Below are 14,027 nucleotides of genomic sequence, written 5' to 3' on the forward strand. Positions count from 1 at the left end.
AGCACCCTCGCCCAGGCCGTCCGGGTCAGGGCCCGCCGGGCCGGGCCGAGCACCCCGTGCTGCCCGAGCGCCGCGACGGCCGCGTTCCAGCCGCACGCCCCGTGCACCCCTCCCCGGGGTGGGCCGAGGCGCTCGCGAGGAAGAGCCCCGGTACCGGGGTCTCGGGCCGACCGAGGCCGCGCGTGGGGCGCATGACGAGCTGCTGGTGCAGGGCCGCCGTGCCGCCGTTGATGGCGCCGAGGCTGAGGTTGGCGTCGGCGTCGTGCAGGTCGCCGGGGCGCTGGGCGAACCGTCCGCGCACGGCCGCACCGAACCCGGGGGCCACCTGCTCGACCGCGTCCTCGACGCGACGCACCTGGAGGTCGACCGCCTCCTCGTCGCCGGCCCAGCGCCGCGGCAGGTGCGTATACGCCCAGGCGCTCTCGCCGCCCTCGGGTGCCCGGGTGGGGTCGGCGGTGGCCATCTGCCCGAAGAGGACGAACGGGTCCCGCGGCATCCGCCCGACCGACAGGTCCGCGGCGACGTCGACGAGGCCGTCGTCGTCGACCCCGAGGTGCACCGTGCCCGAGCCGGCCAGCTCACGGGCGCGCCACGGGACGGGGGTGTCGAGTGCCCAGTTGAGCTTGAGGGTCGAGGCGTCCCAGTCGAAGCGGGTGAGGTCGCGCAGGAGCCGGGGCGGGAGGTGCACCGGGTCGACGAGGTCGCCGTACAGGGACGTCGCGGACACGTCGGCGAGCACGGCCCGCCGCGCCCTGATGCGGGTGCCGTCGGCCAGTCGCACCCCACGGGCCCGGCCCCGGAGACCTCGACCGCGGACACCGCTGTGCCACAGCGGAACTGCACACCACATGCCTCGCCACGACGGCGCAGCGACGCGGCGAGCTCGCCGGCACCACCCACGGGCACCGGGAAGCCGACGTCCTGGGCGAGCATCACCAGCAGCCACCCGAACAGGGCGCTGCCGGCACCGTCGGGCGGGACGTCGCTGTGCATCGCGTTGCCGGACAACAGGACCCGCGGACCCTCGCCGTCGAACTCCTCGGCTCCCAGCCGGCGCACCGACAGCAGGGCGAGCCGCGCGAGGTCGAGGGCCCCGGAGACGCCGGCCCGGCGGAGCAGCCGCGCGACCGGTCGGGCAGCGGGCAGCGGGGTGAAGAGGGCGTCGAGCAGCGGGTCGCGGACGCGGTCCCACCCGGCGACCATGCGTAGCCAGGCCTCGCCGTCGCCGGGGGCCTCGGCCTCGAAGGCGGCCGCCGTCTCCTCGGCCGTGGAGTGCAGGACCGCCGCGCGGCCGTCGGGGAACGCGTGTCCGACGACGTCGCGCGACCGGCTCCACCGCAGGCCGTGCGCCCCGAGGTCGAGGTCGCGGATGACCGGGCTCGCGGCGGCCAGCGGGTAGAAGGCGCTGAACAGGTCGGTCACGAACCCCGGCGCGGCCACCTCGGCACTGCGGACCGCGCCGCCGACGACGTCCTGCTCCTCGACGAGCACGACGTCCCAGCCGGCGTCACCGAGCGCGGCGGCGGCGACGAGCCCGTTGGGCCCGCCGCCGACCACCACGGCGTCGCAGGTGGTCATCGACCACCGGCCCGCCGGCCGGTCTCCCGGCTCATGCGGTGCTCGCGTGCGGGGACAGGACCACCTTGACCATGCCGTCCTCCTTGGCCTGGAACGTGCGGTACGCCTCCGGGGCCTGCTCGATCGGCAGGTGGTGGGTGGCGAAGCCGTCGACGCCCAGCGGGTCGTCGTCGGTGAGCAGCGGGAGGATGTCGGGCACCCAGCGCTTGACGTTCGCCTGTCCCATCCGGATCTGCACCTGCTTGTCGAAGAGGGTCATCATCGGCATCGGGTCGGTCATCCCACCGTAGACGCCACTGAGGGAGATCGTGCCACCTCGGCGCACCGCGTCGATGGCCGAGTAGAACGCGGCGAGCCGGTCGATGCCGACGGTGGTCATCAGCGGCTTGGCGACGGCGTCCGGCAGCATCCCGACCAGCTTGTGCCCGGCCTTCGCGACGGGCGACCCGTGCGCCTCCATGCCCACGGCGTCGACGACGGCGTCCGCGCCGCGCCCCGAGGTCAGCTGGCGGACGGCGTCACCGACCTCGTCGACCTCGCGCAGGTCGATGGTCTCGACACCACGCTCGCGCGCCCGGGCGAGACGGGCGTCGACCCGGTCGACGCCGATGACCCGGGAGACCCCACGCTGCAGCGCGATGCGGCAGGCCATGTCGCCGATCGGACCCAGCCCGAGGACGAGGAGCGTGCCACCGGGCTCGGGGTCGGCGTAGGCCACGGCCTGCCACGCGGTGGGCAGGACGTCCGAGAGGTAGACGAAGCGGTCGTCGGCCGGCCCGTCCGGCACCTTGACGTGCGTGTACTGCGCCTGGGGAACGCGCAGGTACTGGGCCTGCCCACCGGGCAGTGAGCCGTACAGCTCGGAGTACCCGAACAAGGTTGCGCCCGTTCCCTGCTCGCGCACCTGGGTCGTCTCGCACTGGCTCTGGAGGCCGTGCTCGCACATCCAGCAGTGGCCGCAGCAGACCTGGAAGGGGATGACGACCCGGTCGCCGACCGAGAGGTCACCCACCTCGGACCCGACCTCCTCGACGATGCCCATCGACTCGTGCCCGAGGACGTCACCGGGCTTCATGAACGCCCCGAGCGGTTCGTACAGGTGCAGGTCCGAGCCGCAGATGTTCGTGCTCGTCACCCGGATGACGGCGTCCGTCGCCTGCTCGATCCGCGGGTCGGGGACCTCCTCGACCCTGACGTCCTTCGTTCCGTGCCACACGACTGCCTTCACGAGTTCCTCCAACGTAGGTGTACCGGGCCCCTACCCCGGTCCACTCCGAAGCACACCCGCCCTGTCGGGATGGGCGGTTCGGACGCCGCGTCAGGGGGCGGGGTCGACCCCGGCACCGCCCAGGGCGGCGGGGACGGCGGCATAGAGGCGCTCGGCCTCCTCCGCCGTGCGACCGACCGCCGTGACGCCCACCGTGCCCTCGAGCTCGAGCGACGGGAACATGTGCAGCACGACCCCGGTGCCGCGCGCGTGGTCGAAGGCCAGCCCAGCGGCCTCGGCGGCGGCGACGGCACCGGCGGCGTCGGTCACCGCCCCTGCGGCGACGGACACGGTGTCGCCCGACCGGTAGCACCGGGCGCCCCCGTCCCGGTCGGCGACCCAGCGGCCGGCCGGCGCGTCGTAGGAGCCGGGGACAAGATGCTTCAGGACGTCGAGGGAGTGGCTCGTCCCGCCCTTGCGGAGGTTGACGTCGACGGCCGCCAGGGCCGGTCGCCCGTCGTCGGCCCACGCCACGAAGTCCACGGACAGCGGCCCCACCGCACCGAGGGCCGCGAGCCGCCCGGCGAGTGCGGCGGCGTGCGCGGCGAGGTCCCCGGCGTACGACGGGTCGGCCGGGAAGCGGCTGCCGGTGAAGACCTGCCCGCCCTCACCCCCGAGGACCTGGTCGTGCGTGGCCCGGACCACGACCTCACCGCCCGGCAGGATCTCGACCTGCGCGCTCGGGCTGGTGAGCCCCTCGGCGGTGACGAGCTCCTCGACGACGCCTCCCGCCGCGAGGTCGGCGAGGAACCAGGCGGGAACGTGGTCGCGCACGTGGTCGGCCAGCTCGGCCCACGACAGCTCGCGGCCGACGTCGTCGCGCGTGGGCATGATCCAGTTACCCTCCCCCGCACCGGAGTTGTCGAGCTTGACGACGATCCTGTCGACCGTTCCCGAGTCGCGGAGCCGCAGGACCGCGGTCGCGACCTCCCCGGCGTCGTGCACGTCCTCGACCCCGCGGGGGATCGGCACACCGGCGTCCCGCAGCAGCCGGCGCGAGGCGCTCTTGAAGCCGGCGGACCACAGCTCGGGCGGCCCGCCGTTGACCGGGACACCGAGCGCGAGCGCGACCGCGGACTCGTCCGGCGTGACGTTCCACGGCTCGATGACGGCCGGCCGGTCGCCGATCTCCGCGCGCAGGCGCTCGAGCAGCCGCGGGTGCTCGAGGAGCTTGGCGGAGACACCCCGGGCGCCCGCGTCGTCGACGACGAGGCAGGAGAGCCGGTCGCGCACCTCGTCCGGGGCGTCGGGGCGGGCCAGCCGCGCGTAGTAGTCGAGCACGCCCGGCCCGGGCTCGGCGCACGTCACGACGACCACGCGCGCCCCCGGCGTGTGGGCGAGGCGCAGACCCTCGAGGAGGGCCCGGTGCTCCAGTGCCGGCAGGTGCGAGGCGTGGTGGTCGAGGAGGCGCTGGGGCATGCTGTGGGACGGCAGGGCGACGACGACGTGCCCCTGCTCCGAGCCGCGAGCCGTCGCCTCGAGGGCCGGACCCAGCCCGGCCGGCAAACGCTCGTCGGCACGCATTCCCGCCACCCTAGGTTCCCGGACCCGTCGGTGGCCGACGACGGACGCCCCGGTGCAGCGGCTCGACCCCGTCCTAGCGCGCCGGCCCCTGCGGTGGCTGCGACCGCCGGCGCCGACGCGCGATGAGGGCGCCGGCGGCGACCAGCAGGACGAGGAGCGCGCCGCTGACGACGACCCGGGTGGGGTCGCCGTCGGACTCACCGGCCGCGAGGGTGCGGGGGCTCGGCGTCGAGGTCGGCCCGCCCGTGGCCGGCCCCGAGGCGGACGACGTCGCCGACGCGGCCGGTGACGTGGTCGCTGCCGGTGACGTGGTCGTCGCGGTCGGCGTGGACGTCGGTGTCGGCGCGACGGTCCGGAAGGTGGTGCGCCCCGAGACGGGGTGACCGTCCGCGCTGACCACGCGGTAGAGGACGACGTAGGTTCCCGGGGCCAGGTCCGGGGCGAGCTTCTGGGTGACGACGGCCCGGTCGACCTGCGGGCCGCCCCGGGTCGCGCCCCCGTCCGGACCGGTGACCTCGACCTTGACGAACTGTGGGTCGATGTCCTCGTTGAACGTCAGGACGACCTTCGCGGGTGGCTCGACGGTGGCTCCGTCCTTCGGCGACGTCGCCGTGAGGCGGGAGTGGGTCGGGAGGGCAGCCGCCTGAGCGGTCCGGCCGGCCGCTGCGGCCGGCCCGGCCACCAGGACGAGCAGGGCGGTGATGGCGGTGAGGGTCAGGGCGGTGAGGGCCGGGGCGGTCGACCTCGGGCGGTGCTGACGGGTCCATCCGGTGCGGTACATGGCAGGCTCCTGGGTCGGGCGCGCGCCGGCGCCCGTGGTGTCGGGGACGTGGTGGGTGGTGGGGAACGGGCCCGAGGGGTGGGCGATGGTCTTCACGGCGTCACCGCGCGATGGCGAACAGGTGGCGGGCCCGCGCGGAACGCCGCAGCACCTTCTCCGCGACCAGGGCCACGACGACGGACGCGCCGAAGACCGGAAGCGCGAGGCAGAGGAGGACCAGGGCAACCCCGAGCGCAGGAGTGGCGACCACGGGCATCCTCCCGCGCGGGGCCCCGATGGAGCCCGACCGCTTCGGTCGGCGGCGCCACCACATGAGGGGTCCGGTGATGCACGAGGCGATGACGGCGAGGCAGAACGCCGTCGTGAGGACCATGTTGAGGGTGCCGAAGTGCCGACCCTCGTGGAGGGCGATGCCGTGGCTGACCGTCTTGGCGAGGGCGCTGTAGTCGTCGTACCCGTACTGCGACACCACGGTTCCGCCGTAGCGGTCGACGTGGACGGTGCGCTCGGCGCTCGGGTCGTTGAAGGCGTACCCGATCGTGGAGAACACCCCGGTGTCGTCGCCGGGCAGGACCACGGTCATCGGGTGGGCCAGGCCCTCGCGCCCGCCCACGAGGACGGCCGTGTCGACGGTGGCGACGGATCGCTCGGGGTCGCCGGTGGAGCGGGGCACTCCGCTCTTCTCCTGGGCCCAGGGGACGACTCCGTGGCTGTGCGGCAGCGACTCGTCGAGGGTGGAGGTCGGGCTGGACAGCGCGCCGTGGTCATCGCTCCAGAACGAGGTACCGCCCGCGGTGGCGAGCTTCTGGGTCTGCGCGCCCCAGATGCCGGTCCAGGGCAGTCCGGAGACGACGAGCAGGAGGAGTCCGGCGCCGATGAACAGACCGGTCCAGGCGTGTCCGGAGCGCAGCCGGGCGGCGGCCGGGTCCTTCCGGCGCAGCCGCCGACGAGCCCTCCGTCCGCGGAAGAAGAGGTAGTACCCGGTGAGGGCCATGACGATGGCCCAGCACGCCCCGAGCTCGAGGACGAAGTCCCCGACCGGACCGGCCATGAGGTTCGCGTGGATGCGCACCGCGGTGCCACTGATCGTCGAGTCGGGGTCGAGCGCGCCGAGCACCCGGCCCGTGTAGGGGTCCACGAAGACGTCACGGGTGGCGTCGTCCGGTGTCGAGACCGTGACGCGGGTGCTCTGGTCGGGCGCGGCAGGTTCGGTCAGCGACACGACGGTGTCGCCGGGTCGGGCCTGCTGGACGGCCGTGAGCTGCTCGTCGTAGGTGACGGGTGTCGCGCCGGCCGGTGCGCTCACGCGCAGGAGGTCGTGGTGGAGCATCGGCTCGATCTGGAACCTGAAGAGGTAGACCAGCCCGGTGACCGCCAGCACGAGGACGGTGGGGATGACGACGATCGAGGCGTAGAAGTGCCAGCGCCAGAAGGCGCGGAACAGGCCGGTGCCACGGCGGGCATCGGCGGCGGCCCGCGGCGACCCGCCGGGGGTGGGGGCGGCGTCGGGACGGGGTCGGTGAGGACGGACATGACGGTTCTCCTGGGGGTCGGCAGCAGCGGATGCCCCGAGGGCTCACCGGCGTCGTCCGGGCGCGAGGGTGCCACGCGTGGCGATGCGGCCGGGCGCGCGGTGGCGCCGGCCGGGCCGGGAGCTGTCGGGGAGCTCGGGTGGGCGGAGAGCCGCCCGGGTCCCGGTGCGGCTCAGACCAGCTGCAGAGGTGGCGCCCGGCCACCGACCGGGCCGACACGGCGGCCGTCCGGGATGCGCACCTCGACGGGGGCCACCGGCAGGGGACCCGGGTGCGGAACGGGCACAGAGCCGGACACCGGCAGGAGGAGGCGTCGTGCGAGCGACCGGACGACGTCGGCCCCACGGGTGAGGAGGACGCTGGCGACGAGCGTCGCCACGACGTGCGCCACGAGCATCGAGCCGTGGGCGGAGACCGACGGTCCCGGGGCGCCGGTCGTCGAGAACATCGGCGCCATGGCCTCGTGCACGTGCAGCCGCGGTGCGGCACCACCCGTGCTGGGGGCCATCCCGGCGAGCACCAGGTGGGTCACGCCCTGACCGGCGCCGGTCGCCAGGAGCATGCGCGGGAGCGAGGTGCGCCCCCGCACGACGAGCCAGACCAGGGGTCCGACGAGGACGGCCAGGATCAGCGCCGGCACGACCTGCAGCGACCCGCCGCCGGCCATCTCGTGGGCCGTGGCGCCCAGCCCGATGACGACGAGCGTGGCCACGGTGGCGCGCAGCATCCGCGCCACCTCGCCCGCAGACCTCGTCGCCACGAGCGCCGACCCTAGCGGCACGCACCCGTCGGCGTCCTCGGCAGGACGGGTGGGGCCGCCCGGGCGCACCTCACGACCGGCCGCACCGGCCGGCAGCGAGGCCGCGTCCGATCGGCCGCGCTTGACATCTTTACTGATTGCACTCATTCTTGAGTCAAGTCATTCACTTTCACGCCCAGGAGATCCCGGTGCAGGCCTTCGTCATCGACGCGTACAAACGCCCCGTCCACCCCGCCGACGTCCCCGACCCGACGGTGGGCGACCGCGACGTCCTCGTCGAGGTCGGAGCCGCCGGCCTCAACCAGCTGGACGAGAAGATCCGCCTCGGCGAGTTCAGGCAGCTGCTCCCCTACAGGACCCCACTCACCCTCGGTCACGACGTCGCCGGCACGGTCGTCCGGGTCGGCCCGGCCGTCCACGGCTTCGCTCCCGGTGACGTCGTCTTCGCCCGGCCCCGCGACCACCGGATCGGCACCTTCGCCGAACGGATCGCGGTCCACGAGGACGACGTGGCCCCGGCCCCCCGCACGGCGACGATGGTCGAGGCCGCCTCCCTGCCGCTCGTCGCGCTCACCGCGTGGCAGGCCCTCGTCGAGGTCGCCGACGTGCGACCGGGACAGAAGGTGCTCGTCCACGCCGGAGCCGGGGGTGTCGGCACCGTCGCCATCCAGCTGGCAAGGCACCTCGGGGCCGACGTCGCCACGACCGCCTCGGCCCAGGACGCCGACTTCCTGCGCGAGCTCGGGGCGGACGTCGTCGTCGACCATCGCACCCAGGACTTCGCCGCCGAGCTCTCCGGGTACGACGTGGTCCTCGACAGCCTCGGCGGCGACAACCTCGTCCGCTCGCTCACGGTCCTGCGGCGAGGTGGCATCGCCATCGGCATCGCCGGACCGCCGACCCCCCGCTTCGCGAAGGAGGCCGGGCTCAACCCACTCCTGCGGGTCGTCATGACGGCCCTCAGCCGCCGCGTCCGCTCCCGGGCCAAGGCGCTCGGCGTGGGCTACCGCTTCCTCTTCATGCGGGCCGACGGTCGACAGCTGCGGGAGGTCGCGGCACTCGTCGACAGCGGCGCGATCCGCCCGGTCGTGGGCAGGACCTACCCGTTCGAGGAGACTCCGACCGCCCTGGCCGAGCTCGGGAAGGCCCGCACCCGCGGCAAGACCGTCGTCACCCGCGCCTGACCTCGAGCACTTCTCACCCGTTGCCCCACGAGGAGTTCCATCGTGCCCAGCCGTCCCGAACCCGTCATCACCTCCTACGCCGACGCCCCCACCCGCACGCTGCGCGCCGCCGGGGTGACCTTCGCCTACCGCGAGCTCGGCCCGTCCGGCGCCGTGCCGGTCGTCTTCTTCCACCACCTCAGCGCCAACCTCGACAACTGGGATCCCCGGATCGTCGACGCGGTCGCCGCGACCCGGCGGGTCATCACCTTCGACCAGCGGGGTGTCGGAGCCTCCTCCGGGAAGGTCCCGGACACGATCGAGGCCGCCGCGGAGGACGCGTACGCCTTCGTCACCGCACTGGGCCTGACGGAGATCGACGTCTTCGCCTTCTCGATGGGCGGCATGGTCGCCCAGGACCTCGCCGTCGCCCACCCCGGGCTGATCCGGCGCTGGGTGCTCACCGGCACCGGCCCCCGCGGCGGCAAGGACATGGACAAGGTCGGCCGCACGACCTACCTCGACGTCCTGCGGGCCACCCTCACCCGACGCGACCCCAAGGAGATCCTCTTCTTCGAGCAGGACTCCATCGGCCGGAAGGCCGCTACGGAGTTCGTCGCCCGCCTCGGCGAGCGCACCCGGGACCGCGACACGGCGGTCACGCTCGGGGCGTTCCGCACCCAGCTGCAGGCCATCGCCCGCTACGGCCGCTCCGCGCCCTCGGACCTCTCACCCCTGACGATCCCGACCCTCATCGCCAACGGCGACCACGACCGGATGGTCCCCTCCGTCCTGTCCGAGGACCTGCACCGGCGCATCCCCGGGTCGGAGCTCGTCATCTACCCGAACTCCGGCCACGGCGGGATCTTCCAGTACTGGCAGGACTTCGCTCCGCGCGCCGCCGCCTTCCTCTCCGCCTGACCCGCTCGACCACGTCGGGCGCCACGGCCTGTGGAACGATGCCCCTGCCCGACGGCCCCGACCGGGGAGCCCGCCGACACCGTCGAGACCCGTCCCCGCAGGAGCAGCCGATGACGCCCCCGCCGCCCGGACGCCGCGAGCGCAACAAGCAGGAGAAGCTCGAGCGCATCGTCGCCGCCGCGTCGTCGCTGTTCGCCGAGCACGGGGTCGACGACGTCACCACCCAGCAGATCGCCGAGGCCGCGGACATCGGCACCGGCACCCTGTTCCTCTACGCCCGGACCAAGGGCGAGCTGCTCCTGATGGTCCAGAACACCCACTACGAGGAGGCGCTCGCCCGGGGTCGCGCCGAGGCTGAGCACGCACAGGGCGCCGTCGAGGCCGTCGTCGCCCTCCTCGCACCCGTCGTCGAGTGCAACCGGGCCCACGTCGGCAACGGCCGGGTCTACCTGCGCGAGATGCTCTTCGGCGACCCCGACGTCCCCGGGCACGCGGCGGCCCTCGCCGTCGTCGCCGAGACCGACCGGGCGACCGTCGAGCTCATCCGCCGGTGGACGGACACCGACGAGGCCGACGCAGCGCGGCAGGCGGGCGTCATCGCCGCCGCGATGTACGTGACGATGGCCTCCGCCCCGAGGAGGCCATCGTCGACGACGTCGTCGACGTCGTCCGTCAGGCCGTCGGCACCGTCCTGCGCGGCTGAGCGCCCGCCGTTCCACCGTCGCTCGACCAGGGTGCGGCTCAGGGCATCCGGATGAGGCAGGTGGTGCTCGCGTGGGCGAGCAGGCGACCGTCCGCGTCGAGCAGCCGACCCTCCGCGGTGGACTGCGTCCGCCCGCGGTGCAGCACCGTCCCGACGGCGCGGACCTGCCCCGTGCCGGGGCGCATCGGGCGGAGGTAGTGGACGGTGAGCTGCGCGGTCGTGTAGTCCCCGCCGGGCGGCAGGGTCGTGTGCACCGCGCAGCCCATGCACGAGTCGAGCAGGGTCGCCGCGATGCCGCCGTGGACCGACCCGAGGGGGTTGAGCATGCGCTCGTCCGGGGTGAGCACGAAGGCGGCAGTGCCCTCCTCGACCGTCTCGAGGTCCATGCCGAGGAGGGTGGCGATGCTCGGGGGCGGCAGGAGGCCCGCCGCCATCCGCTGCATGACCTCCAGCCCGGAGAGCTCGGTGAGGTCGCCGGTCGGCGCGCTCACGGCTGCGCCCCGACCGCGGCCGGGGCGGCGACGGTGTCGAGGGCCGGCCGGCGGCGAGGGACCGCCACGGCGGCGGCCGACGTCAGCACGCCGCAGACCACGAGCATCACCCAGACGCCGCGGAAGGCGCCGGCGGTGATGGTCGGGGTCACGGTGCCGAGGATCGCCACCGTGAGGGCGACACCGAAGGTCGCACCCAGCTGCCGGATGGCCTGGTTGACGGCGGCACCGGCGCCGAAGTCGTCCCGCGGGAGGCCCTGCACGGCGGCGCTCGTCAGCTGCGGGAGCACCAACGCCACCCCGAGGCCCGAGAGCAAGGACGCGGGGAGCAGCTCGGTGAGGTAGGCGGGGCGGTCGCCGAGCCCGGTGAGCAGGAGCAGGCCGCCCGCGGCGTAGACCAGGCCGCCGGGCACCAGCAGCGCGCGCTGGCCGTGGCGGGCGGCCACCCGACCGAAGACCGGCGCGAGCGCCATGACGACCACGGGGCCGGGCATCATCGCCATCCCCGCGCGCACGATCCCGTACTGCCACACCGCGAGCGTGAACTGGACGAGGGCGAAGAACATCGCGGTGAACCCGATGGTGAAGGCCGCCGTGGCGATGTTGGCCCAGCGCACCGACGGGGTGGCGAAGATCGTCAGGTCGAGCGCCGGGTGCGGCACCGAGAGGGTCCGCCGGACGAAGGCGCCGAGGACGAGGAGACCACCGACGAGGACGGCCGGCGTCGTCGCTGACGCCCACCCCACTGGTCGCTCTGGACGATGCCGAGGGCCAGCAGGGTGAGCGCGGCCGCCAGGAGGAGGATGCCGAGGGGGTCGGGGAAGCGGGCCCGCGCGGCCTCCCGCGACTCGGAGAGGAGGCGGGCACCGAGGACGAGCGCGACCACCCCGACGGGCACGTTGACGAGGAATGCCGCCCTCCAGTCCCAGGTCTGCACCAGCAGGGCCCCGAGGGCGGGTCCCGCGGCTGCCGCGAGCGCGCCGGATGCACCCCAGAGGGCGACGGCGACCGGGACGCGAGCCGGCGGGAACACCGAGAGGACCAGCGCGAGCGAGGCGGGGACCAGGGCGGCCGCGCCGAGCGCCTGGACGACGCGGAGCGCCACGAGCAGGCCGGCCGACGGCGCCAGCGCGCACAGGACCGAGGCGAGCGTGAAGGCCACGAGCCCCACGAGGAAGACGCGCCGCCGGCCGAACCGGTCGGCCATCCGGCCGGCCGGGACCAGGGCGGCCGCGAGGGCGATCGTGTAGGCCGACAGCGTCCACGACATCGTCGCGAACGACACCGACGGGAAGCTCGAGCGCATGTCGTCGAACGCGACGAACAGGACCTGCGCGTCGAGGAAGACCATGAAGACGGCGAGGCTGGCGACGGCGACGACCGCCCAGGGGTTGACGGCGCGTCCCGTTCCCGCGGTGTGAGGCTCCATGAGCGAGGACGCTAGACCTGCTGGTTGATAATTTCAACCACTTGATGCATGAACTCAACCGCCATACGATGACCGCGTGCCTCACAAGAGCTACGACCAGTACTGCGGGATCGCCGCCGCGCTCGACGTCGTCGGTGACCGCTGGACCCTGCTGGTCCTGCGCGAGCTCTCCTTCGGGCGGCTGCGCTTCACCGACCTGCGCACAGCGCTGCCCGGCATCGCGTCCAACCTGTTGGCGGGCCGGCTGAGGGACCTCGAGGACGCCGGCCTCGTCGAGCAGCAGGAGCTGCCCGCTCCGGCCGCCCGGACGGTCTACGCACTGACGGCCGACGGCCGGCGCATCGGCCCGGTCCTGGCGGCACTCGCCAAGTTCGGGCTCCCCCTCCTCGACGACCCCGTGGACGGCGGGGTGCGTCCGCGGACGGCCGTGCACGGCGTGCTGGCGCCGCTGCTCGACGGCGTGACGGCTGCCGGCCGCGACCTGACCATGCGCTTCGACCTGGACGGGGAGGAGCACTGGCTCCGGGTCCGCGACGGCCGGCTCGAGCGCGCCGACCGGGCGGCCCAGCCCGACCTGGTCCTCACCGGCTCAGCCGCGGCGCTCGTCGAGCTCTGCCGCGGGACCGCGGACCTCGAGACCCTGGCGCCGCGGCTCACCGTCCGCGGGAGCCGGGCCGCGTTGACGGCCTTCCACGAGCTGTTCCCCGTCACCACCGCCGTGCCGACCGCCTGACGCGTCGGCGGAAATGTGCCGGGGTCGACGCTCCGACCCAGAGCTGGCGGGGGGACTCGAACCCCCAACCCCCTGTTTACAAGTCCGTGACCGGGAATGCCCGCACCTGCCCCTGAACTGCGGAAACATCGATACTGCACCGTCCCCAAACCAGTGCGTGCCACCTGCGTGCCATCCCGGTGCGTAGCCGTGCCCCCTCATGACCCACGCTCGGCACGCCCCTTCCACCAGGCAAGCGATGACAGTCGGCGGGTAGTGACCCACTTCCTCGGCCCGCGCCGGCCAACGGAAGCCACGGCCCGAAGCCCGTGAGACGTGAGAGCGGGGCGTCAGGTCCCGTCCGGGACTGGACGAGAACGACCTCGAGGGCCGCTTTCTCGACCCGCCGAACGTCCTCCCGTCCGTGCCCGTGCCGGTGGCGAGGACGTCGATCTGCTCGACGGTGCGACACATGTCAGTGCGGCTGGCGCAATGGGTCGGTGAGACACCCTCCCAGCGGGAGGGCCTCAGGCGAGCAACCCCTTCATGGTGGCGATCTCCCGCTGCTGCGCCCTGATGATGGCGTCGGCGAGCGTGCGCACGTCAGCGTTCTGGGTGCTGCTGAGGACGTCCTGGGCCATGGTGACGGCGCCCTCGTGGTGGGCGATCATCATCGTGAGCCACTGGCGGTCGAAGTCGGTACCGGTGGCCGCCCGGAGGGACGTCATGTCGGTCTCGCTCATCATGCCGGGCATGCCGTGGTCCATTTCGGCGCCGGCGGGCGCGCCCCACGAGGTGAGCCAGCTGTGCATCGTCTGGATCTCGGGGTCCTGGGTGGCCTTGATGTCCGTGGCGAGTGTGCGCACCTTCTCGGAGGCGCCGGCCTTCGCGTCGAGCGCGACGTCGGCCATCTCGACGGCCTGCTCGTGGTGCGGGATCATCATCTGCGCGAACATCACGTCGCCGGGCGCGCCCTGGGCCGCCGTACCGCCGGCCGTGGCGGGCGCGCTCGAGGAGGACATGCCGGACATGCCCGGCATGTCCGAGTGGTCGGTGTCGGAGCCGCAGGCGGCGAGCAGGGTCGCGGCGGTGAGGGCGACGGCGCTGAGCGCGAGACGACGGGTGGCACGGGTGGTGGAGGGCACAGGTGTCCTTCGGTGGTGGAG

Annotated in this window: 14 protein-coding genes and 1 pseudogene; 4 read left to right on the plus strand and 11 right to left on the minus strand. The window is 74.0% G+C overall.

The features are described from left to right. Positions 1 to 25: 25 nt before the first annotated feature. The 7 genes and pseudogenes from G7075_RS21340 to G7075_RS13430 form a co-directional block, all read right to left on the minus strand. The gene (locus tag G7075_RS21340; protein ID WP_240917611.1) at positions 26 to 727 is read right to left on the minus strand and encodes a hypothetical protein; all 702 of its coding nucleotides are present in this window, start codon (positions 725 to 727) and stop codon (positions 26 to 28) included. Between the two features lie 122 nt (positions 728 to 849). Beyond that, positions 850 to 1,578: pseudogene (locus G7075_RS22885) on the minus strand (phytoene desaturase family protein); the annotation flags it as partial. Positions 1,579 to 1,609: 31 nt separating this feature from the next. Next, positions 1,610 to 2,806, minus strand: coding sequence for a zinc-dependent alcohol dehydrogenase (locus G7075_RS13410; protein ID WP_166122499.1), 1,197 nt, complete (start codon positions 2,804 to 2,806; stop codon positions 1,610 to 1,612). A 90-nt stretch (positions 2,807 to 2,896) separates the two neighbouring features. Beyond that, positions 2,897 to 4,369, minus strand: coding sequence for a peptide ligase PGM1-related protein (locus G7075_RS13415; protein ID WP_166122501.1), 1,473 nt, complete (start codon positions 4,367 to 4,369; stop codon positions 2,897 to 2,899). A 73-nt stretch (positions 4,370 to 4,442) separates the two neighbouring features. Beyond that, positions 4,443 to 5,246: a copper resistance CopC family protein gene (locus G7075_RS13420; RefSeq protein WP_166122503.1), complete on the minus strand. Its 804-nt coding sequence runs from the start codon at positions 5,244 to 5,246 to the stop codon at positions 4,443 to 4,445. 4 nt (positions 5,247 to 5,250) lie between these two features. Then, on the minus strand, positions 5,251 to 6,594 hold the full coding sequence (locus G7075_RS13425; protein ID WP_166124385.1) for a PepSY domain-containing protein: 1,344 nt from the start codon (positions 6,592 to 6,594) through the stop codon (positions 5,251 to 5,253). Positions 6,595 to 6,854: 260 nt separating this feature from the next. Continuing rightward, the gene (locus G7075_RS13430) at positions 6,855 to 7,409 is read right to left on the minus strand and encodes a hypothetical protein (RefSeq protein ID WP_166122505.1); all 555 of its coding nucleotides are present in this window, start codon (positions 7,407 to 7,409) and stop codon (positions 6,855 to 6,857) included. 221 nt (positions 7,410 to 7,630) lie between these two features. Here G7075_RS13430 and G7075_RS13435 point away from each other — a divergent pair, with 221 nt between their 5' ends. From G7075_RS13435 to G7075_RS13445, 3 genes are all read left to right on the plus strand, one after another. Beyond that, the gene (locus G7075_RS13435) at positions 7,631 to 8,626 is read left to right on the plus strand and encodes an NADP-dependent oxidoreductase (protein ID WP_166122507.1); all 996 of its coding nucleotides are present in this window, start codon (positions 7,631 to 7,633) and stop codon (positions 8,624 to 8,626) included. A gap of 42 nt (positions 8,627 to 8,668) precedes the next feature. Next, positions 8,669 to 9,526, plus strand: a complete 858-nt coding sequence (locus G7075_RS13440) for an alpha/beta fold hydrolase (RefSeq protein WP_166122509.1) — start codon at positions 8,669 to 8,671, stop codon at positions 9,524 to 9,526. A gap of 110 nt (positions 9,527 to 9,636) precedes the next feature. Then, complete coding sequence (locus G7075_RS13445) at positions 9,637 to 10,284, plus strand: TetR/AcrR family transcriptional regulator (RefSeq protein WP_166122511.1); 648 nt, start codon at positions 9,637 to 9,639, stop codon at positions 10,282 to 10,284. Here the strand turns inward: G7075_RS13445 and G7075_RS13450 are convergent. Genes G7075_RS13450 through G7075_RS22065 form a run of 3 tightly spaced genes read right to left on the minus strand, consistent with a single transcriptional unit; the run spans position 10,268 to position 12,149 of the window. Further along, positions 10,268 to 10,720, minus strand: a complete 453-nt coding sequence (locus tag G7075_RS13450; RefSeq protein WP_205860506.1) for a PaaI family thioesterase — start codon at positions 10,718 to 10,720, stop codon at positions 10,268 to 10,270. The genes G7075_RS13445 and G7075_RS13450 overlap by 17 nt on opposite strands. Beyond that, a complete protein-coding gene (locus G7075_RS22060) occupies positions 10,717 to 11,466 on the minus strand; it encodes an MFS transporter (RefSeq protein ID WP_166122513.1) in 750 nt (249 codons plus the stop codon). Before G7075_RS22060 ends, G7075_RS13450 begins: the two co-directional genes overlap by 4 nt. Further along, positions 11,358 to 12,149: an MFS transporter gene (locus tag G7075_RS22065; protein ID WP_166122515.1), complete on the minus strand. Its 792-nt coding sequence runs from the start codon at positions 12,147 to 12,149 to the stop codon at positions 11,358 to 11,360. Before G7075_RS22065 ends, G7075_RS22060 begins: the two co-directional genes overlap by 109 nt. Before the next feature lie 76 nt (positions 12,150 to 12,225). Between G7075_RS22065 and G7075_RS13465 the strand changes: the two genes are divergently transcribed. Further along, the gene (locus tag G7075_RS13465) at positions 12,226 to 12,882 is read left to right on the plus strand and encodes a winged helix-turn-helix transcriptional regulator (protein WP_166122517.1); all 657 of its coding nucleotides are present in this window, start codon (positions 12,226 to 12,228) and stop codon (positions 12,880 to 12,882) included. Positions 12,883 to 13,388: 506 nt separating this feature from the next. Here G7075_RS13465 and G7075_RS13470 read toward each other — a convergent pair. Then, positions 13,389 to 14,006 carry a DUF305 domain-containing protein gene (locus tag G7075_RS13470; RefSeq protein WP_240917613.1) on the minus strand — a complete coding sequence of 206 codons (618 nt, stop codon included), beginning with the start codon at positions 14,004 to 14,006 and terminating at the stop codon, positions 13,389 to 13,391. Positions 14,007 to 14,027 lie beyond the last annotated feature (21 nt).

Source organism: Phycicoccus sp. HDW14 (assembly GCF_011383005.1).
Taxonomy (GTDB): domain Bacteria; phylum Actinomycetota; class Actinomycetes; order Actinomycetales; family Dermatophilaceae; genus Phycicoccus.

Bases quoted from the DNA above. Each gene is read 5' to 3' on its own strand.
- G7075_RS13415 (WP_166122501.1), bottom strand. From the start codon at position 4,369: ATGCGTGCCGACGAGCGTTTGCCGGCCGGGCTGGGTCCGGCCCTCGAG.
- G7075_RS13430 (WP_166122505.1), bottom strand. From the start codon at position 7,409: ATGCTGCGCGCCACCGTGGCCACGCTCGTCGTCATCGGGCTGGGCGCC.
- G7075_RS13445 (WP_166122511.1), top strand. From the start codon at position 9,637: ATGACGCCCCCGCCGCCCGGACGCCGCGAGCGCAACAAGCAGGAGAAG.
- G7075_RS22065 (WP_166122515.1), bottom strand. From the start codon at position 12,149: ATGGAGCCTCACACCGCGGGAACGGGACGCGCCGTCAACCCCTGGGCG.